26 protein-coding genes are annotated in these 23,236 nt (G+C 39.6%); 18 read left to right on the top strand and 8 right to left on the bottom strand.

Annotated elements, in window-relative coordinates; translation table 11 throughout:
- Window positions 1-39: 39 nt before the first annotated feature.
- From mobQ to MUB35_RS05610, 4 genes are all read right to left on the bottom strand, one after another.
- Window positions 40-1,749: a MobQ family relaxase gene (mobQ, locus tag MUB35_RS05625; protein ID WP_009243499.1), complete on the bottom strand. Its 1,710-nt coding sequence runs from the start codon at window positions 1,747-1,749 to the stop codon at window positions 40-42.
- 148 nt (window positions 1,750-1,897) lie between these two features.
- A complete protein-coding gene (locus tag MUB35_RS05620; RefSeq protein WP_008689723.1) occupies window positions 1,898-2,119 on the bottom strand; it encodes a hypothetical protein in 222 nt (73 codons plus the stop codon).
- Window positions 2,120-2,159: 40 nt separating this feature from the next.
- Window positions 2,160-2,990 (bottom strand): ATP-binding protein, encoded by an 831-nt coding sequence (locus tag MUB35_RS05615; protein WP_008689722.1) that lies wholly within the window; start codon window positions 2,988-2,990, stop codon window positions 2,160-2,162.
- Window positions 2,987-3,490 (bottom strand): replication initiator protein A, encoded by a 504-nt coding sequence (locus tag MUB35_RS05610; RefSeq protein WP_008689721.1) that lies wholly within the window; start codon window positions 3,488-3,490, stop codon window positions 2,987-2,989. Before MUB35_RS05610 ends, MUB35_RS05615 begins: the two co-directional genes overlap by 4 nt.
- A 531-nt stretch (window positions 3,491-4,021) precedes the next feature.
- Here MUB35_RS05610 and MUB35_RS05605 point away from each other — a divergent pair.
- From MUB35_RS05605 to MUB35_RS05585, 5 genes are all read left to right on the top strand, one after another.
- Complete coding sequence (locus MUB35_RS05605; protein ID WP_008689720.1) at window positions 4,022-4,573, top strand: DUF3793 family protein; 552 nt, start codon at window positions 4,022-4,024, stop codon at window positions 4,571-4,573.
- A gap of 30 nt (window positions 4,574-4,603) precedes the next feature.
- The gene (locus MUB35_RS05600; protein ID WP_008689719.1) at window positions 4,604-5,026 is read left to right on the top strand and encodes a flavodoxin; all 423 of its coding nucleotides are present in this window, start codon (window positions 4,604-4,606) and stop codon (window positions 5,024-5,026) included.
- 157 nt (window positions 5,027-5,183) lie between these two features.
- Entirely contained in the window at window positions 5,184-5,465 is a 282-nt protein-coding gene (locus MUB35_RS05595; protein WP_008689718.1) for a DUF2325 domain-containing protein, read from the top strand.
- Between the two features lie 61 nt (window positions 5,466-5,526).
- A complete protein-coding gene (locus tag MUB35_RS05590) occupies window positions 5,527-6,138 on the top strand; it encodes a class I SAM-dependent methyltransferase (RefSeq protein ID WP_008689717.1) in 612 nt (203 codons plus the stop codon).
- Window positions 6,135-6,329 (top strand): hypothetical protein, encoded by a 195-nt coding sequence (locus tag MUB35_RS05585; RefSeq protein WP_008978798.1) that lies wholly within the window; start codon window positions 6,135-6,137, stop codon window positions 6,327-6,329. Before MUB35_RS05590 ends, MUB35_RS05585 begins: the two co-directional genes overlap by 4 nt.
- A gap of 97 nt (window positions 6,330-6,426) precedes the next feature.
- Here MUB35_RS05585 and MUB35_RS05580 read toward each other — a convergent pair whose 3' ends face one another.
- Window positions 6,427-6,786 carry a metal-dependent transcriptional regulator gene (locus MUB35_RS05580; protein WP_008689715.1) on the bottom strand — a complete coding sequence of 120 codons (360 nt, stop codon included), beginning with the start codon at window positions 6,784-6,786 and terminating at the stop codon, window positions 6,427-6,429.
- 237 nt (window positions 6,787-7,023) lie between these two features.
- Between MUB35_RS05580 and MUB35_RS05575 the strand changes: the two genes are divergently transcribed.
- The 6 genes from MUB35_RS05575 (at window position 7,024) to MUB35_RS05550 (ending at window position 12,670) form a co-directional block, all read left to right on the top strand.
- The gene (locus tag MUB35_RS05575) at window positions 7,024-7,236 is read left to right on the top strand and encodes a FeoA family protein (protein ID WP_008689714.1); all 213 of its coding nucleotides are present in this window, start codon (window positions 7,024-7,026) and stop codon (window positions 7,234-7,236) included.
- A gap of 101 nt (window positions 7,237-7,337) precedes the next feature.
- Window positions 7,338-9,344: a ferrous iron transporter B gene (gene feoB / locus MUB35_RS05570; RefSeq protein ID WP_008689712.1), complete on the top strand. Its 2,007-nt coding sequence runs from the start codon at window positions 7,338-7,340 to the stop codon at window positions 9,342-9,344.
- 82 nt (window positions 9,345-9,426) lie between these two features.
- Window positions 9,427-9,804 (top strand): heavy-metal-associated domain-containing protein, encoded by a 378-nt coding sequence (locus MUB35_RS05565; RefSeq protein ID WP_008689711.1) that lies wholly within the window; start codon window positions 9,427-9,429, stop codon window positions 9,802-9,804.
- Between the two features lie 31 nt (window positions 9,805-9,835).
- Window positions 9,836-10,069, top strand: a complete 234-nt coding sequence (locus MUB35_RS05560) for a transcriptional repressor (RefSeq protein WP_008689709.1) — start codon at window positions 9,836-9,838, stop codon at window positions 10,067-10,069.
- Between the two features lie 209 nt (window positions 10,070-10,278).
- Window positions 10,279-10,581, top strand: a complete 303-nt coding sequence (locus MUB35_RS05555; protein WP_008689707.1) for a DUF6110 family protein — start codon at window positions 10,279-10,281, stop codon at window positions 10,579-10,581.
- Window positions 10,582-10,588: 7 nt separating this feature from the next.
- Window positions 10,589-12,670, top strand: coding sequence for a heavy metal translocating P-type ATPase (locus MUB35_RS05550; protein ID WP_008689705.1), 2,082 nt, complete (start codon window positions 10,589-10,591; stop codon window positions 12,668-12,670).
- A gap of 59 nt (window positions 12,671-12,729) precedes the next feature.
- On the opposite strand, the gene MUB35_RS05545 is transcribed toward MUB35_RS05550, so the two are convergent.
- Window positions 12,730-15,051, bottom strand: a complete 2,322-nt coding sequence (locus MUB35_RS05545) for an ATP-binding protein (protein WP_008689703.1) — start codon at window positions 15,049-15,051, stop codon at window positions 12,730-12,732.
- Between the two features lie 200 nt (window positions 15,052-15,251).
- Here MUB35_RS05545 and MUB35_RS05540 point away from each other — a divergent pair, with 200 nt between their 5' ends.
- Window positions 15,252-15,416 carry a hypothetical protein gene (locus tag MUB35_RS05540; RefSeq protein WP_008689701.1) on the top strand — a complete coding sequence of 55 codons (165 nt, stop codon included), beginning with the start codon at window positions 15,252-15,254 and terminating at the stop codon, window positions 15,414-15,416.
- A 138-nt stretch (window positions 15,417-15,554) separates the two neighbouring features.
- A complete protein-coding gene (locus tag MUB35_RS05535; RefSeq protein ID WP_244805831.1) occupies window positions 15,555-17,231 on the top strand; it encodes a recombinase family protein in 1,677 nt (558 codons plus the stop codon).
- Window positions 17,232-17,309: 78 nt separating this feature from the next.
- Here MUB35_RS05535 and MUB35_RS05530 read toward each other — a convergent pair whose 3' ends face one another.
- Both MUB35_RS05530 and MUB35_RS05525 read right to left on the bottom strand, forming a co-directional pair.
- Window positions 17,310-18,764 carry a recombinase family protein gene (locus MUB35_RS05530; protein ID WP_244805830.1) on the bottom strand — a complete coding sequence of 485 codons (1,455 nt, stop codon included), beginning with the start codon at window positions 18,762-18,764 and terminating at the stop codon, window positions 17,310-17,312.
- A gap of 507 nt (window positions 18,765-19,271) precedes the next feature.
- Window positions 19,272-19,652, bottom strand: a complete 381-nt coding sequence (locus MUB35_RS05525; RefSeq protein ID WP_244805829.1) for a helix-turn-helix domain-containing protein — start codon at window positions 19,650-19,652, stop codon at window positions 19,272-19,274.
- Window positions 19,653-19,777: 125 nt separating this feature from the next.
- Between MUB35_RS05525 and MUB35_RS05520 the strand changes: the two genes are divergently transcribed.
- The 5 genes from MUB35_RS05520 (at window position 19,778) to MUB35_RS05500 (ending at window position 23,033) form a co-directional block, all read left to right on the top strand.
- Window positions 19,778-19,954, top strand: coding sequence for a hypothetical protein (locus tag MUB35_RS05520; protein ID WP_187370586.1), 177 nt, complete (start codon window positions 19,778-19,780; stop codon window positions 19,952-19,954).
- A 49-nt stretch (window positions 19,955-20,003) separates the two neighbouring features.
- Window positions 20,004-20,222 carry a BOW99_gp33 family protein gene (locus tag MUB35_RS05515; RefSeq protein ID WP_244805828.1) on the top strand — a complete coding sequence of 73 codons (219 nt, stop codon included), beginning with the start codon at window positions 20,004-20,006 and terminating at the stop codon, window positions 20,220-20,222.
- Window positions 20,223-20,249: 27 nt separating this feature from the next.
- Complete coding sequence (locus MUB35_RS05510; protein ID WP_244805827.1) at window positions 20,250-20,741, top strand: hypothetical protein; 492 nt, start codon at window positions 20,250-20,252, stop codon at window positions 20,739-20,741.
- 1,067 nt (window positions 20,742-21,808) lie between these two features.
- The gene (locus MUB35_RS05505) at window positions 21,809-22,390 is read left to right on the top strand and encodes a hypothetical protein (RefSeq protein ID WP_244805826.1); all 582 of its coding nucleotides are present in this window, start codon (window positions 21,809-21,811) and stop codon (window positions 22,388-22,390) included.
- Window positions 22,391-22,442: 52 nt separating this feature from the next.
- On the top strand, window positions 22,443-23,033 hold the full coding sequence (locus MUB35_RS05500) for a hypothetical protein (protein WP_244805825.1): 591 nt from the start codon (window positions 22,443-22,445) through the stop codon (window positions 23,031-23,033).
- Window positions 23,034-23,236 lie beyond the last annotated feature (203 nt).

Raw genomic sequence — 23,236 nt, 5'->3', positions numbered from 1 at the left:
TTCAGCTCTTGTGTTTATAATGGGCAAAGAAGAACCAAATTATAATTCCATATCATACGACCTTTTCTTAGTTCGAGCAGGCTGATTTCGCCGTATTTCCTGTTTCCTCTGATATTCAAGTTCCCAGGCACGATGGGAAAAAACATCAGGATCTTCCACATTGAGATAATCTACCTCATTGGCTGCAATATCACGGCGGTGATAGTCATAATACTTACCAAAAGTACCTTTGAGCTGTTCGATCAGCTTATCCCGAAAATCAGGACGTATCTGGATTCGGGTGTCCAGCAATTCTGTATACTGTTCTGGTTCAGGACGAAATTTTTCTTCCCGGAAAGCGGCGGCGTCTTTTTCAAGCTGCTTTTTGAGCGAGGTGTCCTGAGAATACAGGATATCCAGATTTTTATTCATCTGGTCATATTTCTTGGATAGATTCGTCATATCTTTATTGGTAGAGCATTCTGCCTGGAAGATTAGCTGCTCTTTCCTTGATTTCAGTTCTTCGATTTCTTCGGTAATAGTGGTAAGCTGCTGATTTAATTTTATATGCCGGATGGGATTCAAAATACTGGTTTTATCCTTTTGCACATTCAGTTCTTTCCGTTCCGTAACTTTAGCTTTGAGTTCCTTTTTAACTGTGTTGTATTTATTCAGTATTGGATTGAAATGATTCATCCAGTCATGGATCACTTCTTTTTGCATCTCATTATGAAGTAAATGATACTGTATAAAAATCATATGATTGCGGATCGCTTCTAACGTTTCAGCTATTATTGGAATAGACTTTTCTACAGCTTCAGCCAGTTTTGCTACCTTTGCTTTTAATTCTCGGAGCATTTTGTTATCCGCACGAATCTGACGGTTGATTTCACAGCGGTCTGCTATCATGCCTTTCTTTTCCATATTCTGGGCAATGTAGCCTTCATGGATGGTTGGCTGTTCGGTGATTCCCTGATCTGCAAAGCTGCGGTGATCAATGGTAGCATTTATCTGATTACGTGCAAGCATTTTATTTACGGCATCTGCCCAGTTTGCCCGCCAGATACAAAGTTGTTCATCACTGTTCCATTGTTGGGAAATAGGATTCTGTCTGCCATATCGGCTGCTCTTGGGGTGTTTATCAATTCGTTCATATCCTTTTTCCTGTGCAACAGAAGAAGTCAGATATTCTTTCTTTTTCCCAACTTTATAGCGATATTGCTTTTCCCATCCCTGTTTCTGAGCAGTTTTAAATTCAGAAGCAGTAAACCCTTTTTCTTCCCCATCTTTGATACAGAGATATTCTTTTTCTGTTTTATACTGCCATGTTCCATTTTCATTTAATGGTCGGACAGTAAGAAGAATGTGTGCATGGGGATTGTGACCATCTGTATCGTGAATGGCAAAATCAGCACACATCCCCATATCTACAAAATTTTTTTTAATAAAATCTTGAAGAAGAGAAATATTGCTGTCTTTATCCAACTCAACGGGGAGTGCGACAACAAATTCTCTTGCAAGTCGGCTGTCTTTGGTCTTTTCGTTTTCTTCCACAGCATTCCAGAGTTGTTCCCGGTCATTCCATTCCAATGGAGCCATTGGAGGAAGCATCACCTCCTGATAGATCAGCCCCTGCTTTCTGGTATAGTCATGCTGGATGCCGTCATAATCATTGTACATGCGGCTACAGCTCATATAAGCAGAAGCAGCAACAGCAGACCGACCGGAACCGCGGCTGACGACTTTGGCTTGCATATGATAAATTGCCATATCTGGCACCTCCTTTCGATGTTGCCTGCAACAGCGGATAAAGCCCTCGGCAGAGCGCACGAGCCCCGAAGGGGATACCACTGCCTGATTTATCAGGTGGTGAGTAAGTGCGCCCTTCGGGATGAGAAATTGCTGGTGTCAACTAGTGTCAGATTCTTTTGAAACGGTTTAACAATTCCTGTCTGATCTGCGACGGCTCCATTGTCTGGAATTCCGGGAAGATGCTCTCCAAAACGGCACCCTCCTGAATCAGCCTGCGTGTCCGGGCATTTCGCTCTTTCACACGGTTCCGTGCCTGTGCTTCCTCTGCTCTGTGTCTTGCCTGTAATAATTCTTTTCTGATTTCTGTTTGTGTTTTTTTATCTGTCATATTGGCCTCCTTTCTTCTATGACCGTTTCCGGTCAGATTTTTAAGCAAGTAGTTTTCGGGCTTCTGACATATTAGCTACAGCGTTCAGTTCCCGGATATTCTGGTTGTTGATCTTTAGTGGGACACAACGCTCCAGAATCCGGTCATAGATCCTGCTGTGTGCTAAATCTTCCGGATGTTTTAATTCTTCCAACGTCAGATTTGTTGTAATGATCATAGGTTTCATACTGCGGTAACGGCTGTCGATTACATGGAAGACCTGTTCTAAAGCAAATTCGGAATTTCGTTCCACACCCAAATCATCAATGATCAGCAGGCTGTACTGATTTAAACTATTGATAAATTCATTCCGATCCTGCGGATATATTCCGGTCAGAGAATTTAAGATTTTGGCGAAGTTCGTCATGAGTACGGGAACCCCTTTATCTAGCAGAGCGTTTGCAACACAGCCTGCAAAAAAGGATTTCCCAGTGCCGACATCACCCCAGAGCAGCAGCCCCATGGCCTTGGATTTTATTTCCTCCCAGTGAGTAACATAATTTTTTGCCTTTTCAATTTCCGGGTTGATACCGTTATCGTGAGCAAAAGTGAATTCTCTTAAAGCCGGGTCTTGCAGACCGCTGGATTTCAGCCGGGAGATGTGTTCTAGAAATTCCTGGTGTTTTCGTTTTGCTTCTTCTTTTTCATATTGTTCCTGCTGGCATTGGCAGCGGATGATCGGAAACATGATTTTTCCTAAAAATTCTATCTTTTTCTGCCGTGGGGTGTGGCACTTGGAACAGTAGATCAGACCGTCCGTTTCGCTGATATATTCATCTTCTAAAGGCTGCCGGGGAGAAAGGTTCGGCAGTAGGTTTTGTGGTTTTATCATAGGCTTTCATCCTCCTTACATTCATAATGGCGTTTTACTGAATCATTATTTTTCTTCTCTTTATTATTAGGGGACAGTTTTCTGACTGTCTGGCGGACAGAATTCTGTCTGTCAAAGGGACGGTTTTCTGACTGTCTAACAGACAGTTTTTCTTCTGTCTGTGTTGAAAAATCAGCCGGGACTTTTACATAAATCCGGTTGGGATTCCCGGTTCCCTGACGAGCACGACAGATAAGGTCTACTTGTTCCAAAGCACTCAGAGATGTTTTGATGGTTGTCTGGCTTTTGCGAAGTGTTGCTGCCATATCTTCAATGGTGAAATAGGAGAACACATGACCTTTTTTATCAATCCAGCCGTCATTTTTTTGTGATAATCTTGCCCGGTTTAAAAGCACCATATAGAGCAGTTTTGTGGTTTCGGAGAAATCACAGTCCAGAAGAAAACTGGGAAATGCCATATATGGCGGTAGAGTACTGTTTGCAGTAAGAAAGGTTGTCATGCACTCACCTCCCCTCAGATGACGAACACTTATCTATTGCAGTATTTTTCATCTGTAACAGGACTTCCTCTTTGTGTTTTCATAAAAATCCTCCTTTCCGATAATCTTTTGTGCGGATGTTTCGCACAGGATTAGTTTATTGAAAAGAAGGGGGAATGGCATTGAGCCGGGATTGAGTGAGAATTGAGTTACAATGAACTTTCAAATATAAACAGGAATAGTTACAACGAAAAAACGGGTGTATAATCAGGTTAGTAAATATTATTTATTAATCACATCTATTTATGGATTGACAACAGTGAAAAAATAAAGTAAACTAAAGTTAGTTAAAGCTAATTAAAAAACGGCTTATGTTTAGATAATGGGATAGGTTTATAAAATTATAGAAACGTACATCTGATGTTTTTAATGAAAGCAAGGTGTGCATATTTTTTTCACATGAATTAGTTAAAACTAACTATTGATAAAGAAAACTTACTGGGTAGAGTAGATTCATTTTCAGAAAAGATGTTTAAGGAGAAGTGAAAGAAAATGTCAGAGGAAATGTTAGTATGCCATTGTTCACCTACGTTAGCAGGACTGAAAACGGGAAGTCTTTTTTCATGCCCTTATAGTTCACAAAAGATGATTATAAAAGAAATACGTGAATTTAATCAAAAACTGACACAGAAAGGGATCCGGATTATCCCGGTTCGCATATCAGACAAACGGATGCTGGTTTATGTCTATCGTCCAGAAAAGTTAAAAGAAGATTTTTCTGATGAGAAAACTCAGATCATATTGAAATGTAAGGGATATGATTGTACGAATCTATCACAGTGCATCTGCAGACTGATTCAAAAACTGCAGAGTGACCCAGACTTTCCGCATGAAATAGGTTTATTCTTAGGGTATCCGGCAGAGGATGTAAAAGGATTTATTGAGAATAAGGCGGCCTGCAGCAAATGTTCTGGGTGTTGGAAGGTGTACGGGGATGAACAGGCCGCGAGGATTCTGTTTAAAAAATATAAAAAATGCACAGAAATTTATTGCAGGAGATGGAAAAGTGGCGTGGCTGTTGAACAGCTTACGATTACTATATAATCACAAACTTCAGAAAGGAAGGTAAAAATCATGAGTAAAATTGCAGTAGTTTATTGGAGTGGCACAGGAAATACAGAAGCCATGGCAAAGGCAGTACTGGAGGGCGCGAAGGAGAAGGGGGCAGAGGTTGTATTATTAACTCCGGATGAATTTGATGTTTCTATGATGGATTCTTATGATGCGATCGCTTTTGGATGCCCGGCAATGGGAGCAGAAGTATTGGAAGAAGAGGAATTTGAACCGATGTTTGCTTCTTGTGAATCAAAACTTTCAGGAAAAAGAATTGCACTGTTTGGCTCTTATGGCTGGGGAGATGGAGAGTGGATGAGAGACTGGGAGACAAGATGCAAAGAGGCGGGAGCTGTCTTGATTTGTGAAAGCGTGATCTGCAATGAAATGCCCGATGATGAGGGGATTCAATCCTGCAAAGCGTTGGGTGAAAATCTGGATTAATAAATATTGGGGAATGCTGCGAGAAAAGATTTTAATCAGTTAATAGCAGCGTTCCCATAATACGATTTAGAACGCAACCGATGATCAAGAACGGATGATTTTGTAGATATCTGCTATCGGAGCGTTTTATGAATATATTAAAAATGGGAGGTTGGGTATGAGTGTTGTTATTATAGGCGGGCATGATAGAATGGTCTGTCAGTACAAAAAAGTTTGTAAAAGTTTTAATTGTAAAGCGAAAGTCTTTACACAGATGTCTGCAACTTTAAGTAAACAGATTGGGAATCCAGATTTGATTGTACTGTTCACGAATACGGTTTCCCATAAGATGGCCAGGTGTGCAGTGGAGGAGGCGGAACGCTGCAATGCGGATGTAGTGAGATGCCATTCAAGTAGCAAAAATGCGTTACAGGAGATTCTTGGAAGTATCTGTATGTAGCGAAATTTTTTTATATATTAAGAATAGATATTGTTTTGGTGAGTTGATAGAGGTATAGGTTATGTCTTTTTTTCAAAATACTTGTAAGCCAAAAGGAATCGGCGGCAAAATTATGGTTCATATGATGAATACTGGTCATTCATCTATGGCTGAATGGGGATTTACACATATGGAAATTCAAAGCGATAATGTATGTCTGGATATTGGATGTGGCGGTGGGGCAAATGTCAGAAAGTTATTAGAAAAAAGTCCGTATGGCAGAGTGGTTGGCATTGATCATTCAGAAATCAGTGTAGAAAAAAGCAAAAAAATCAATAAAGCAGGGATAGAAAGTAAGCGTTGTGAAATCCTGCAGGGGGATGTCATGAAACTCCCTTTCAGAGGTGAAACTTTCGATGTAATTACTGCATTTGAAACAATATATTTCTGGCCGGATATTAGTGAGGCTTTTAAGAAGGTATATAAAATTTTGAAAATCGGCGGAACGTTTATGATCTGCAATGAATCAAACGGTGAAAATCCAAAGGATGAAAAGTGGACGAAGATAATACAGGGGATGAAGATTTACAATTCTGAGCAAATAGAAAAATCTTTGGAGGATGCCGGTTTTAGAGGAGTAAAAGTAGATAAAACAAAAAAAGGTTGGATTTGTGTGGTGGTAAAAAAGTTATGAAAAGCAAAAGAAAACGATGGTATTTATTGTGGTTTGTAGGCGCAGTAATATGGCTGACTAACTTTTTTGACAGTTTCAGAAAAGATGGGGTTGATTTTGTGGTAAGCATGCAACTTTTAGCCGCAATACTCTTCTTTGCTGCAGGTATTGTTGGGCATATTCGATATAAGAAGCACGATAAAAATCAATAATGCAATACTAAATATGGAAAATGAAAAGATTTTAGAAACCGGGAAAGTATGAAATTCCCGGTTTTAAAATGCCATTCAATTTATAGTGAGAAGAGAGTTATTTGATATGCTTTTTGAGGGCTTCAAAACTTTCAGAACTAATGACATGTTCTATCCTGCATGCATCTTGTGCGGCAATATCCGGATCAACACCAAGACGTTCTAGCCAGGAAGAAAGAAGAACATGGCGTTCATAAATCTGTGTAGCTATTTCTTTTCCAGATTCAGTTAAATTAATATATCCTTCCGGAGATACCGTTATATGTCCGCTTGTACGCAGTTTCTTCATAGCCACACTTACGCTGGGTTTTTTAAAGTCTAATTCTGTAGCGATGTCCACAGAACGAACAACAGGACGTTTTTTGCTTAATATTAAAATAGTTTCCAGATAGTTTTCACCAGACGAATTTATGTGCATAGCTTGTCACCTCCTATATCATTCGGATTCTTTTATAAAAATTGTATAGTTATTGTATCATGATTCATGGTATTCAGCCAGATATATTTATAAAAGAAAAATAAAAAAGTATTAAATAATTATTGACAACTCACCGGGATTAGAATATACTAACAACGTCAAATGAGAAAAAACATCGAATAGCTGTGAGTAAATTTTAAGTATAATTGTAAAAATGACTATAAGGAGCGAGTGGATATGAATTTAACAGAAGCCAAAGAAGGGGAAGAATATATCATTAAGGAAATTTTGACAGATGATGAAGAACTGACCTCTTTTCTGTTTTCTCTTGGCTGTTACAGTGGTGAACCAATTACAGTGGTTTCTCATCTGAAGGGTGGCTGTGTAGTTTCCATTAAGGATGGGCGTTATAATATTGATACTGATCTGGCGAAAGCCATTTCAATATAATAAAAAAATAGTAGTTTCCACTATTTTTTTTGCACAAAGGTTAGTGCATACTAATAAAGATAAGATGCGTATAATTAAAGACGTCGAAAAGGAGGAGAATTATGAGGATTGCTTTTGCAGGAAATCCCAACAGTGGAAAGACGACCATGTACAATGCACTTACCGGCAGGAATGAACGTGTCGGGAACTGGGCAGGCGTTACGGTCGAAAGAAAAGAAAGTCCGATCAAGAAAGGTTATTATGACGGGACGGAGGAGTTAGTTGCGGTAGATTTGCCGGGCGCTTATTCTATGTCTCCTTTTACATCGGAAGAAAGCATTACCAGCGGATACGTCAAGAATGAGAATCCGGATGTGATCATCAATATCGTGGATGCTACGAATCTGAGCAGAAGCCTGTTTTTTACCACACAGCTTCTGGAACTTGGGATTCCAGTAGTTGTCGCACTGAATAAGAGCGATATCGTTAATAAGAAACAGACAAAAATTGACGAGAAGATTCTGTCTGAAAAGCTGGGCTGTCCGGTAATCAAGACGATTTCCACTTCTTCCGGACATGAAGGACTCAAAGAGACTGTAAATGCTGCGGCTGCATTAAGAGGAAAAGGTCAGAAAGCACCTTATGTGCAGGGGGATATTGATTTCAAAGATAAAACGGCAGTAGAAGCGGCTGACAGAAAGCGTTTTGAGTTTGTGAATGGAATTGTAAAGCAGGTAGAGAAGAGAAAAGTTTTTACAAAGGATAGAAACGTACAGGATAAGATTGACGGTATCATCACACATAAGATTATCGGTATACCGATTTTCGCAGCAGTTATCTTCCTTGTGTTCTACATATCCCAGACAACGCTCGGTACCTGGATCGCAGACTGGCTGGTGGCATGGATCGAGACTTTCCAGGGATGGGTCGGCGGACTGATGGAAAATGCAAACCCGCTTCTGTATGCACTCCTTGTAGATGGTATCATCGGTGGCGTTGGTGCAGTTGTCGGTTTCCTTCCGCTTGTTATGGTCATGTACTTCTTAATTGCATTATTGGAAGATTGTGGATACATGGCAAGAGCTACAGTAGTTCTGGATCCGATTTTTAAGAGAGTAGGGCTTTCCGGTAAATCTGTCATTCCTATGGTCATTGGTACAGGATGTGCGATTCCGGGCGTTATGGCTTGCCGTACAATCCGTAACGAAAGAGAACGTCGTACCACAGCGATGCTTACACCATTTATGCCATGTGGAGCTAAAATCCCAGTGATTGCTCTTTTTGCAGGTGCATTCTTTGCGGACGCATGGTGGGTTTCAGCAACTATGTATCTGGTGGGTATTCTCTTAGTTTTGCTTGGAGCTTTACTTGTGAAAAAGATTACAGGACAAAAATACAGAAAATCTTTCTTTATTATTGAACTTCCGGAATATAAGTTTCCAAGCTTGAAAAGGGCATGCGGCTCTATGCTGGAGCGAGGAAAAGCATATATCGTAAAAGCAGGAACGATCATTCTGGTATGCAATACGGTGGTACAGATCATGCAGAGCTTTAACTGGCAGTTCCAGCTTGTAGAAGAAGGTGCAGAAGGGACATCTATTTTGGCATCCATTGCCCATCCGTTTGCGATTTTGTTCATACCGCTTGGATTTGGAGTGTGGCAGCTTGCAGCAGCGGCAGTGACAGGTTTTATCGCAAAAGAAAACGTAGTTGGGACGCTTGCAGTAGTTTACGGTATCACAAACTTAATAGATACAGATGAACTGGCGTTGGTTGGAAGTGGGAATGAAGTAGCAACTGTTATGGGACTGACAAAGGTAGCAGCTCTTGCTTATTTGATGTTTAACCTTTACACACCACCTTGTTTTGCAGCTCTTGGAGCGATGAATTCAGAAATGAAGAGTGGAAAATGGCTGCTTGGAGGAATCTGTCTCCAACTTGCAACGGGGTATACCGTAGCTTTTGGTGTATATCAGATTGGTACATTGATCACAACAGGATCTTTTGGCACCGCATTTATTCCGGGACTTATCGCGGTTATTGTATTTGCTTTGATTATTCTCTGGAGAATCCGTAAGTCAGATAAAGAGTTTGCTTCAGAATACAGCCTGCATTCTGTAAAATCATAAAGGATAAAAGTTATAGCAGACGGTGGACAGAGAAGAAGTACTTTGTCCACCATTTTTATTAGAAAAGGATGTGAAATGCTCTATGGAAAATATGATAGCAGTTCTTGTTATTGTAATCTTAGTAGGGAGTGCAGCTGCATATCTTATTAAGGCAAAAAGAAGCGGAGTGAAATGTGTTGGATGTCCAGCGGGAGGAAATTGCAGCAGCAAAAATAAAAAGAAAAAAAAGAAATTGACGGGTCCGGTCATCGCAAAGAAAACCATGTTTATTACAGGAATGCATTGTGAACATTGTGTACAAAGTGTGACAGATAGCTTGAATCGGATTGATGGAGTCTCCGCCAGAGTAGATCTTAATAAAAGTTGTGCTGAGATATCCCTTGATCGTGAAATAGGGGAAGATATCCTGATCTGCGCAGTAGAAAAAGCAGGGTTTTTAGTTGAGTCTATTCAAAGCTAGACCGTGGTATTTCATATGGGAGAAAGCGGGTATGAACGGTGAAAAAGAAAGTATTATTATAAAACTGAAAGAAAATGGCTGCAGAATTACAAAGCAGCGTAAAATGATTTTAGATATTATCCTGGAAGACAGGTGTTCCAGCTGCAAGGAAATTTATGCCCGGGTGGTGAAACTTGACCAGAGCATTGGGATGGCAACCGTTTACCGTCTGGTAAAGGAATTGGAGAATATCGGGGTGCTTAGCAGAGAAATCGTATATAAGTAGCCTGCAAATGACAAAATTTATCAATAAGGACTGTTAGAATTGACTATCTTAAATGAAAGTTGTTACTATGAAAAAATAAACAGAGTCTTATAGAAAAGGAAGTGATGTGGTTGTGAAACAACATAGGTTTTGGGCGTGGGCGTCCGTCTTTTGCTTTTTGATGGTATTCTATACAGGCTATAAACACAAATAATCAGGAGGTACATAGGATGTTTAGTGATTCTACTTTGAAAAAAATCGGATGTTTTGTAGGAGGAGTCGTATTTGGGACTGCGGGTGTAAAGCTCCTTTCCAGTAAGGACGCAAAAAAAGTATATACAAACTGCACTGCGGCTGTACTGCGGGCAAAAGACTGTGTTATGAAGACTGCTACAACAGTGCAGGAGAACGCAGAGGATATCCTTGCAGAAGCACAACAGATCAATGAAAAGCGTGCACAGGAAGAGGCAATGCAGGTGCAGGAAGATGATGTTCAGGAGGATGGTGCGTCTGAACAGGAAGAAAACGAATAGGTAAAAGATGAGATTTCTTATCAAGCATGAAGTACAGGGCCGTCTCCGTATCCACGTTATCCGAAACCGAATGACATGTACGGAGGCGGATGTTCTTTGCTGGGCTCTTGAAAAACAGAAAAGTGTTATAAAGGTCAAAGTATATGAGCGCACCGCAGATGCTGTGATCTATTATACAGGGGACAGAGAAGAACTGATCCATAAATTAAAAAAGTTTCATTTTGAGAAAGCAGATGTTCCGGATAATGTATTATCAAGTTCAGGGCGTGCTTTAAATTCCGCATACAGGGAAAAGCTGATAGCAAAAACATTGCTCCATTATGGAGGGAAATTGCTCTTGCCAAATTCGGTGAGAAAAATATGGCTTACTTTTAAAGTGGTCCAATATATCGGAAAAGGGATTCGATGTCTGGCCAGACGGAAGATAGAGGTGCCGGTATTAGATGCTACAGCGATTGGCGTGTCCGTGCTGCGAGGAGACTTTAATACTGCCGGTTCTGTCATGTTTCTGCTGGGAATTGGAGAATTGCTGGAGGAATGGACACATAAAAAGTCTGTAGGAGATCTGGCACGCAGCATGTCTTTAAACATAAAGAAAGTATGGCTGAAAAGAGAGGAGCAGGAAATTCTTGTTCCGGCATCCGATATTTTGCCGGGTGACAGAGTGATCGTACACATGGGCAATGTAATCCCATTTGATGGAGAGGTGTCTTGCGGAGAAGGAATGGTGAACCAGGCATCTTTGACCGGAGAATCTCTTCCGGTACGAAGAACTGAGGGTCAGTCCGTATATGCAGGAACCGTTTTGGAGGAAGGAGAGTTGGAAATCATAGTCAGGGCCGTATCAGGTGCTACCCGGTTTGAAAAGATTGTGACTATGATTGAAGACTCAGAAAAGTTGAAATCCAATCTGGAAAGCAAGGCAGAGCATCTGGCGGACCGTCTGGTACCATATACGCTTCTGGGGACAGGGCTTGTCTGGGCTGTCACACGCAATATGACAAAAGCTCTTTCTGTTCTTATGGTGGATTTTTCCTGCGCATTGAAGCTGGCTATGCCGATTTCTGTCCTTTCTGCAATACGGGAAGCCGGACAGAATGGAATTACCGTAAAGGGTGGGAAGTATCTGGAGGCTGTGGCAGAGGCAGATACCATCGTATTTGATAAGACCGGTACGCTGACAAAGGCGAAACCAACTGTAAAAGAAGTCATTGTGTTTGGCGATTATCCTGAACCGGAAGCTCTGCGGATTGCTGCCTGTCTGGAAGAACACTTTCCACATTCCATGGCAAAAGCTGTCGTGGATGCTGCAAAGAGAAGAAGTCTGTATCATGAAGAAATGCATTCAAAAGTGGAGTATATTGTAGCCCATGGTATTTCCTCCTATATAGAAGGAAAGAAGACCATAATAGGGAGCAGTCATTTTGTGTTTGAGGATGAAAAGTGCCGGATACGTCCGGAATATCAGGAACGATTTGATACGCTTCCTGAAGAATACTCTCATTTGTTCCTTGCCATTGACGGAGAATTAGTTGCTGTAATCTGTATTGAAGATCCTCTCAGGGAAGAAGCCGGGGAGATGGTAAGATTTTTGAAAGAAGAAGGTGTTTCCAAGATCGTCATGATGACGGGAGACAGTGAACGTACTGCAGCATCTATTGCGAAACGAGTGGGAGTGGATGAATATTATTCCGAAGTACTTCCGGAAGATAAGGCAGGATTCATTGAAAGAGAGAAAGCGGCAGGAAGAAAAGTAGTGATGATCGGTGACGGAATCAATGATTCGCCAGCGCTTTCAGCAGCAGATGCGGGAATTGCAATCAGTGATGGAGCAGAACTTGCGCGAGAGATCGCAGACATTACGATTGCTGCTGAGGATCTGCGGGAAATCGTAGTACTGAAACGTTTGTCTAATGCGATGATGCACCGTATTCAGGGGAATTACAGGGGGATTGTCGGTATTAATGCAATGCTGATTGCACTAGGAGTGGCAGGAATTATTCAACCAACGACCTCTGCGTTACTACATAATACTTCTACTTTAGCTATCAGTTTGAAGAGTATGGGAAATTTATTGCCGACTAATTAATATAAAATATTCATATTGTTATAAGTTTTAATGTCTGAATAGTTTGATTTGTAGACTATTCAGACATTTTTAGTAGAGCTCAATAATTGTTGTCCAATTTGTATTCCAGCATTGATATACAATTCTTGTATTTGTTGGTATTTATTATCGATAGCTTCCGGTTCAGATTCCCATACTATTTCATAGATTGCCATAGCTTTTTTGAGATGGGAGGTAGCCTGTTCTATATCAGCCTGTACCAGATAGGCAGTTCCCATAGCTTCCTGAATAATGGCATAGTCCAGACACTGATCGGAATTGTATTCTTTTACCAGCCGGGCACATTTGCGTAAGGAGGATAATCCACGAGACGCTTCACCGGTATCTGTAAGGAGAGCTGCATAGTTGCAGATTTGAACAATACTGTCATTCATATAGAGAAGCTGGTATTGTTCTAATAAGCTGATTCCCTGCTCCATAGCCTGTTTTGCCAGTTCGGTATTTCCCTGCTGGTGATATAGTCCACCCAGATTTCCATATAGATTTGCGACGAGGTGGGCGTTTTCAGGTGTAACAGGAGAAAGCAAAGACATCGCTTCTTTTTCCAGCTTTACGGCTTTTCCAATATTTCTTTCAAGGGTAGCTTTATAGTCCAGTAATAATGCCCGGTCAGACACGGTTCCGATAGAAGTGTCTTCCAGCAAAGAAGATAGTTCACGCAGGATTCTTTGCATACCATTTTCTTCGTGGTATTTTTCCATATATGGGAAAACATCTTCTAAGAATAATAAATAACCAGAAATATCATCTTTAGTTGTTTTTGTAATAATGTTTTCAACGGTTTGGAAAACAAGTCTGTAGTAGGAAATATCATTGCCGTGTAAAAGGCAGATGTTTTGCAGACTTTCCAGTAAAGGGAAACAGGTTTTTACAGACGGCTGCATATCTGCAACAGCGATTTCCTGTATCATGGGATGCAGTACAATGGTTCTTCCGGTTTTTGGCTGAATAAATCCCATTTCAATTAAATCATTTACGGCATTCAAATCCGGTAAATTCAGCCATGCAGCAAATCTTCGTGCCGGAATACCGGTTAAAGGAATCAGGCACAGACATCTCATTACATCTTGTTGAGTTTCAGAAAGCTGATATAGAGAGAATAAAGTATGTATGTGTCCATAGTAGGTTTCTTTGCTGCTTTGCCCGTCTTTTATAATATTGATTTTATCAGTTGCATCAAGAGCGACATTTTCTTCCAACAATTTTTTTAAGAGCATTTCTGGTTCCAATATTCCGGTTTCCAGTAAGCGTGATGCCAGTTCTACAGCGAGCGTATGGGCATGGACAGCTTCTATGATCTGTTCTATGACATCAGATTTTTCTTCTGTGTCGGAGAAAAATTTTCCTGCAAGTTGCAGAAGCGTTGTTTTATCGGAAATTTCTTCCAACAGCATACAGGAATGTCCGTCCAGACGGCTTCTGGTAGTAAATAATATCTGACAGCGGTATTTGAGTATGACCGAAAGAAAACTGTCCTGTATGGAAGTGGCGTTGAAATTATCTACAATCATCAAAGTATCTTCTTTGAGAGAACGCAGAAAACGGTTGTGTTTTCGGAAGCGTTCTTCATCAGAATCCTGCGGAAGATCATCCGCAAAATCCATGTCTGTAATATCCTGTTTTAAATCACCGCTGTAGGTGAGATACAGGATATTGGTATATTCTTTCTTATACTGCAGGGCATAAGCCTTTGCCAGTTCACTTTTCCCGATTCCGGCAATTCCAGATAAAAATACTTTACGCTCTTTTTCCAACAGAGAATGCAGCACTTCGATTTCTTCAGAACGTCCACAAAAATGCCTGCATGGACGGGGAACGTCATTTCCCATTACAAAATCTGTTAAGACAGGAGAAAGATTTCCGGCGGCTAATAATTTCTTGGTTCGTGTGTCACGTTTCACAAAATTCCGTTCCATTCCGAAACACAGAACCCTTGTTATGAAAATATGTATGGTGTCTATATCAGCGGGAGAATAAGAACAGATTAGTTCCTGTTTTTTTGGCTCTGAAATAGATGTATCCTGTAATACTAACTCATATAATTCTTTTGCTGCCATAGCAGAATCATACATCAGAGGAATAATATGTCGCTGAATGTTTCCTGCCAATTCTAATTGATGTTCTTTATCTAAAAAGTAGGTTACGATCCGGGGACTTACTTTTGCCTGTCCTGTCATCCAACGGCAGACCTGTCCATTGTCAAAATCAAAGTCTATGGCTTCATCGCTGCACATAAACGTGTCAAATAACAGATAGGTAAAATCTATTTGATTCATTCCTTTATCTTCGCTGATATAACGGCGAATGATCGTCATAATCGAACCAAAATCACATCTTTCCAAATAGAATCCCCTCCTGTTCTGTAAAATACTCAATTTCCGCTCAATCTATGCTCAATGAGTTTCTTATGAAATTCCATTAAACTGACATCAGGCTGAACGGAGTTGGTCTAATAGAAATTATAGCACAAATTCCAGATCAGCTAAAGAGTACCGCCGAAAAATGCGTGGTGACAAGAAATATCGGTTTGGAAGGAGGAGCTATGGCACACACAGTTGAATTTGAACGATGTGTTGATTTTCTTGCCAGAATGATAGAAAAATATGGCAGTGAGCTCCTTCAGGAACTGAATGGATTACCGAAGGAGGACAAAGCAGAAGATAACTGCCAGCAAGAGCAGCAACAGAATACATTGGGAAATGATTAGGGAGAGCATAGATGTTGGCTCTCTTTTTTCTTGCGTGATATTTGTGCATTTTACCTATATTGACGAGTATGTGCAGCTACGGTAAAATATAGTTGGGACAAATAAAAAGTAAACTGTAATTTGGTATGGAGAATATAAATGAAAAAGCGAAGATGTTATATATACACAAGGGTATCTACGTCTATGCAGGTAGAAGGATACAGCTTGGAAGCACAAAAAGAAAGATTGAGAAAATATGCAGATTTTCAGGAAATGGTGATTGTCGGAGAGTATTCGGATGAGGGAAAGTCAGGAAAAAGTATTGAAGGACGGCAGGAATTTATGCAAATGCTTCGGGATATTGAAGAAGGTAAAGATCGTGTAGAGTTTGTCTTGGTATATAAGTTATCCCGTTTTGGAAGAAATGCTGCAGATGTACTTAATTCTTTGCAGAGAATGCAGGATTTTGGAGTAAATTTGATCTGTGTTGAAGATGGTATAGACAGTTCTAAAGACAGCGGTAAGCTGATGATTTCTGTTCTGTCTGCGGTAGCAGAAATTGAACGTGAAAATATTCTGGTACAGACAATGGAGGGGCGCAGACAAAAGGCGAGAGATGGCAAATGGAACGGCGGATTTGCTCCGTACGGATATAAGCTGTTAAATGGAGAACTGGAAATTGCAGAAGATGAGGCAGAAATCATTCGTATTATTTTTGATAAATATATTCATACCAATATGGGAGTAAATGGCATTGCAGCCTATCTGAATGAGCATGGCTACAAGAAGAAAAAGAGACAGAATAATACGTTGGATGCGTTTGCTACTTCTTTTATAAAGGGTGTCCTTGATAATCCTATTTATTGTGGTAAATTGGCATTTGGAAGAAGGAAAACTGAAAGAGTGCCAGGCAAGAGAAATGAATTCCGTATTGTAAAGCAGGATTCTTATATATTAAGTGATGGTATTCACGAAGCCATTATTTCCGAAGATGATTGGAACTTGGCAAAACAGAAACGAAATATAAATGGAGTAAAGCATGAGAAAATCCATAGTTTGGAGCATGAACATATTTTGTCCGGAATTCTTAAATGTCCAATTTGTGGAAAGGGAATGTATGGAAATGTAAACCGTAAGAAGAAAAAAGACGGAACATTTTATAAGGATTATTTTTATTATGCCTGCAAGCATAGGTATTATGTGAATGGTCATAAATGTGATTACCGGAAGCAGTGGAACGAAGAAAAAGTAAATGATGCGGTAGCAGAAGTTATTAAAAAGCTGGTGAATAATCCGAAATTTGAAGCCGCTATACGTGCAAAAATCAATTCTAAGATAGATACCGGAGAATTGGAAACAGAGCATGAGAACTTGAAAAAACAGCTGCGGCAAGTATTGGGAGCTAAAAATAGGTTAGGACAACAGATGGACAATCTGGATATTTCTGATAAAATGTATGACAGGAAGTATCAGGATATGCAGGATCGGTTAAATGGTTTGTATGATGAGATTGAACGACTGGAAAGTCTGATCGATGATATAGTATCCAGAAAAGAGTATATCCGTCAGCAGAAAATTTCTGAGGATGGAGTGTATCAATATCTTTTGTACTTTGACAAACTGTATGATAAATTCACCGATATGGAGAAAAAAGAATTTATGAACAGTTTTGTTGAAAGAGTTGATATTTACGAGGATGAACAGCCGAACGGAAGATTTTTGAAGCATATAAAATTTAAGTTTCCGGTATTTTTTGACGGTGAAGAAATTCAGGAACTTAGTTGGGACAACGAAACAACAGTTGAAACTGTCTGCCTTTTAGAGCTTCCAAATTAAGTTTCGATTCGCGTCCAATAATTACACTATCAAATCTTGTATCAGTGGAGGGCCTTCTGCTCTCCACTGACATAATCTCTAAAAACTCCAGTGTATTTCAATGTCTTCATTCAAGACTACAATTTTATCAATTAACATCCTGATTATCTGTCTTGCGGTATCATTATCACCGGATTCTAATGCTTCTTTAAATAGTTGGACATATGATTGGATTTTTTCGATAGGTAAAGGTGTTTCAGCTGCACTGCGATCTATATTATGCTGCAGGGCTTCCTTTTCTTCTTTTAATGATTCTAACCGATCTGCAATATCTGAGATATCGACGGCTCCAATTTGATATAAATTTAGGAGTTTATCCATTTGTTTTTTTACCTCTACCAGACGTTCACGAAACAGTTCGGTTTCATCCACCTTTGGAGCAGTATCTTTTTCAAGTATAGATTGAAGATATTCTTTATCAACAGCAAGTCTCAGAACTTCCTCGATAATCATATTATCTAACTGTTCCAAAGTAAAAGGGTGTAAGCGATTGGTACAATTATTAGAACGAATCATAGCTTTGTTTGTTCTACTGACAGAGTAACAGATATATCTATGCAATTTATATCCTGAGGCAACCCTGCGGGGCTGCATTCTAGCGCCACAGTCACCACAATATAGAAGACCGGTCAACAGGCTTTCTGATCTGCGGCTCTGCTTATTTATCTGTCTATTATGTTCAAGGAGAGCTGCAACCATGTAATATTCTGTTTCTGATATTATGGGTTCATGGATTCCATCATATAATTTGTCGTTCTGTCGTACTTTACCCATATAAACAGGATTTTCAAGAATGCGTCGGATAAAAGTATTATTCCATGTCCGGAGACTTTCTCCATACTTATTTTTCATGCTTTCTGCAATTCCATTTAAACTTTCGCCAGAAAGAAATCTTGTATAAATCTCTTGAACAATATTTGATTCATATTCTTCGATTGCCAGATCATTACTACCAGGAATAAAATGGTAACCCAGTGGAGGGTGAGAAGCAGAGTAATGTCCTTTGGCGATTCGGGCAATCCTTCCCATGCTTGTACGCTCTTTAATGTTTTCTCGTTCTAACTGTGCGAAAGCGGCCAATATTCCAACTATTGCTCGCCCGAATGGAGTGGATGTGTCAAAGGATTCCAACATTGATACGAAATCACAATTATTTTCCAGGAAGACATCTTCTAGCATTATAAGCGTATCTTTTTGTGATCTAGAGAGCCGATCCAACTTCCAGACTATGACTTTTTTGACTTTATGAGCACGAACATCCCTGATAACTTCTTGTATTCCGGGACGTTCCAATGTAGAACCGGAATATGCAGCGTCAACATAGATTTTATGTACTTTAATATCCATAGCTTTACAATATTGCTGGAGCCTTTTTTCCTGTTCTTCAACAGAATAACCCTCCTGTGCTTGTTCAGTGGTGGAAACACGGATATATATATCTGCAGCGGATTCCAATAATTTAGCAGATATAGGTACTGTTTTCTTTTGATTCATAAATAGATTCCTTTTCGTGTGAGTATTTTTGTCATTATCAATTTTTATTTTAACGAATTCATACCTAATTGTTTTTGGATGTATAATCTTGCATAGACATAATGTTATTTTTAGTATAGTACTATGTAACAAAATTCTCAATATAATCAGATGCAAAAGGAGAATAAAATCAATAAACTTTATAAGTGTCAGATATTAACAAGAAATTTGAAACATTTACGGACATTACAAAATTCTTAAAAAGAACATATGTTCTTGAATGCGTAATATATTTGTAGTATACTATTAAGTAGAACAACAGTTCTGTACCGGATCAATGTAAATTTAACCGATTCATCGAAAGCAGTTAAAAATGTAGCTTGTATCAAGGGGGCATACATATGGAAAAAAAAGAGATTAAAAACTTATAAAAGAAATGATAAATCAGGTGGATGAAGAAAAGACATTAAGGAGAATTTATTTGATAATCATAATAATAACTGGGGCTAGCCACTAGGCTGGCCCCAGCTATTTTATGCCTAGACAACTTTTCATAAATTCTTCTATAGATTTTAGCTTTTCTGGTGAGGATTCTGCAATTGCGTTAAGCATACTTTTAGCAAATTCATTTTCGGTTATACTGAGTTTGCCGAGGTTGATTGAGAATCTGTCCTCATCATTTAGCTTATTAAAAATGTTCTCGTCGCCACCTTCTCCGGTTCTGAGCCAAATTTCATTTACATCAAATTCTCTACAAATATCAGTAATGACACGCTCTGTAAGTTTTCTTTTACCAGATTCATAATTTGATATAGAAAATCTGCTTACACCAATCTTTTTACCGAATTCCTCTTGGCTTATTTTTAAATGATTCTCTCTTAAATAATTTAATCTATCGCCAATTTCCATAATTATTCTTCACCTCCTCTACAATGCATTATATAAGAAAGTGTTTTCAAAGTCAACAAAAAGTTCTTGACAATGTTTTAAAAGCCAACTATAATAGAGACAAAGAAAACATAGGAGGTGACAATATGAGATTACAGAAGCCGGAAATCAAACTTACAAATGACACGCTAGAAAACATCAGAATCATGGCTCCATATTTGGATAAGGAAAGTCAAAATCAGGTATACGGAATGATGTTTGGCATTCTTAAAACTATGGATTCTGTTGTATTGACGCCAGAAACGAGAGATAAAGCAGGCTAGTGTATCACATAGTAAATAGACATGATATTTACAGTCAGGAGGCGATTTTGTGAATAAAAAGAATCTTAAATCAGAAAAAAAGACTATTAAACCGAAAATTACCCATGTAATGAGTGATGGCACTGTAAGAGATAGTATCGAAGGAGTTATGATTCCCAAATATCATCCTGTGTACAATGTCATTTGTAAGGCGTATCGAAATGGTATTTTGACAAAGCAGGAACAGGCTGGAAAAAATGTTAATGAACCTGCTGAGAGGGTTTCCTAAAGTGAGAACAAGAATAGGAGGCATAACATGAAAAGAAAGGCTAATGAAATGATTCAGGATTTAGCTACAAAGAGTGCCAGAAAAGATATTATTCCGGAATTGACAGACAAGCAGTACAGCAGTCTGACACGTATGGCACTGCGTGCCGGCCTGCATAATGCAAGAGAGCTGATACAGTCTTTTGTCGCAGATCTGACCGGCTGGCAGAGGAACGGCAGCGATGAAGTGCGGTTTGCCAACACCTGGTATGACAGGGCTTACTGTATCACCACAGATTTCCTGATGCCGTGGAGATACTACGTTTATAACTATGACCACGATATAGAGCTGCTCACAGAAGAACCGGACAGACTGAAAAAGGCATACGAGCATTACTGTGAAGAATGTAAATGGGGCGGGGTGGAGCCGGAGAGCTGGGATGGGGTGCTGAGGGTCAACCAGGAGCTCCTGCAGGAGAAGAAAGAGGATCAGGAACAGCTCATGCAGTATATCGAAGCGGAAAAGGCAGAAATAAAATGAACCCGACAGATAAACACTGCCAGGCCCATGCATAGACAACATCATTTTAAATGATGGCAGGCGTTTGGTCAAGGATTATCGTCATTTTATCGAATATTTATGAGGAGAGTACCGATGGAAAAAGATAAAAAAGAATGTGTATTGTCAAGGATATACGGTTTCAAACCAGAGGAATCATGAATAACGGACATTAATTCATAATTTACTGAAAGAGCGTATGGCTGGATACGCAGGAAGGAGAATATTTTGAATTGCAGATATTACAAAAATGGAAAATGCAAACGTTTCAAGAAATCGTGCATCTGCCGATTGAAATGCGGCGATACATATTGTAGTTATAGAAAAGTAAAAAAGGGCAAAAATACCAAATTGCATCAAGGAAATATCAAACCATCCGTGGTCCGCCTTATAGTGTTGGGAGGGGTGTTTTTTGTGTTTTCGTTCTTTATCTGTGTCATTTTGTACATGTAGCAATAGAACACGTGAAAGGAGAAAGTATGGGAAGGTGCAAATTCTTTAAAAAAGGAAAATGTACAAGGTTCAAAAAAAAGATATATGTCGGTTTGACTGGGGAGCGGATACCTGTGATTACTTCCAAGCGAAAGAAAAACAGGAATTGATACCTCTGACAATCGTGTTAATAATTTGCTTGATTATTGTGATACAACTGGCCTTTCTTTTGTTCAAATTATTTTAAGGACTACTATAATCTGCTGTATTGAGGGAGGGGCATGAGAATAGCATGATTTTCAAATATATCGTAACAGATACCCCGGAATGGACATCTTGTTACCTTGCAATCTTTATAGACATAGGAGAGGCAGAAACATTTGCGGGTGCAGTAAACCAGAAAAATAGTCACAAGTATTATCAGGTGATTAAAAGCGAAGCTATGAAGGATTTAATACATGCCTGTCCTTATATTGTGTATAAAATTTTTTATCATAATTATTGGATATGTGATTCAACATTTTAAGAAAAATGGAAAATATATTTAATGATGACAAATAAACAATGCACAGAATGGGAAAAACCATATACCTATATTTTTGAAGGGAGAAATAAATATGGATAAAGTAGACGCTTATACTAATGGATTAAACGATGGGATAGAGGTTATTAATGGCATATTGCCATTCAGAGTATACAGAGACTATGAGATGAAATTGGGTGGTACAGATAAGTATGAATTAAAATGTGCTTTTGCCAGCCAGGAATTAGCAGAAGATTTTATTGCCCACCAGAAGAATGTGAATAAAAAAATAAAATACATAATTGAAAAAGCTGAACCTCAAAGCAAAAAAAAGAAACAGGAATTGAAGTTAGAGGACAAAAAGATAGATATGGATAATAAAAAATCAAGAAATTGCCATTACATATTATCAGAGATATATGGATTTCCTGATAAGGAAATACGAAGTGGTAATAACGGATCCTGGGATATAGAGCAATATATGGATGATGAAATGGTCTATCAGGCACGGATACTACCAGATCAGGATACTTACATATCAGTCTTTACGAGGGACAGATTCCCCAAAACGATCGCTGAATATAAGTTTGAACCGGAGGATGCGATCAAAACGGAACAGAAGCAGGAGGAGCACCGGGAAACAGCGAAAAAAAAGAAGCGGCATTCCATCCGCTGATTCTGGGGATATTCCCCGCCTGTGGAACAGTGCCGCTTCGGGAGGTTAGGTGATGACGATGGAACGAATGGAAATAGATGAGAATTATATTGTACGCTGCCTGTCTGGTTATGAGACATTACTGGAGGATGTCCGCGACCGGATCCGCTTCCTGCACAGCAACATGGCAACGACGGATGACGTTCTGGAGAGCCTGCAGATGAAGAAAAATTATGGTACTGCAGGTACATCTGGAGGAGGCAGGAAGAAGGATTTAGGGGATCTTCTTGAGCGGTATGAAGAGAATGAGGAGCGGTATGCAGAGTTCCTTAAAATGTATATATACCAGCTCATGCAGGAGGAGGAAGCCCTGAAACGGGTCTGGATCTGTTACCAGGGACTTCCCTATCGGCAGAGGGCGGTGCTGAAAGCCTTATATGTGGAACACAAGCCCTGGAAGGTAGTGAGGGCGGAACTCCGTATGTCACATTCCACGTTAAGCAATAACCGTTTCTCTGCGATCCAGAATATCAGGCAGCTGTATGACAGTGAGTTTACGGATATGCAGATCATGATGTACCGGCAGCCAGAGCTAGAACGCAGGATGGATGAGGGAAAGCAACAGCAGATTTCCATATGGGATCTGGGCGTAAAAAAAACATAGTGTTCTGGACCATTATGAAATAGAGACAGACATGATATTTAAATACGATATGGGACCGAGCCCATGTCAATTGTTAGTCGCACATTGCTACGAAAATAAAACACGTAGCAAAAAACTGAACCTTGACAACAAATGTTTTCAACAATTATGAAAGCATCACTATAAAGCAGTCACAGTATTGGCTGCCTGTAGTGAGAGATTGA

It is taken from the genome of Blautia sp. NSJ-175 (genome assembly GCF_022867815.1).
GTDB lineage: Bacteria > Bacillota > Clostridia > Lachnospirales > Lachnospiraceae > Blautia > Blautia celeris.
Note: the sequence above shows the minus strand (reverse complement) of the source record. Positions and strands in the feature narration are given on the sequence as shown.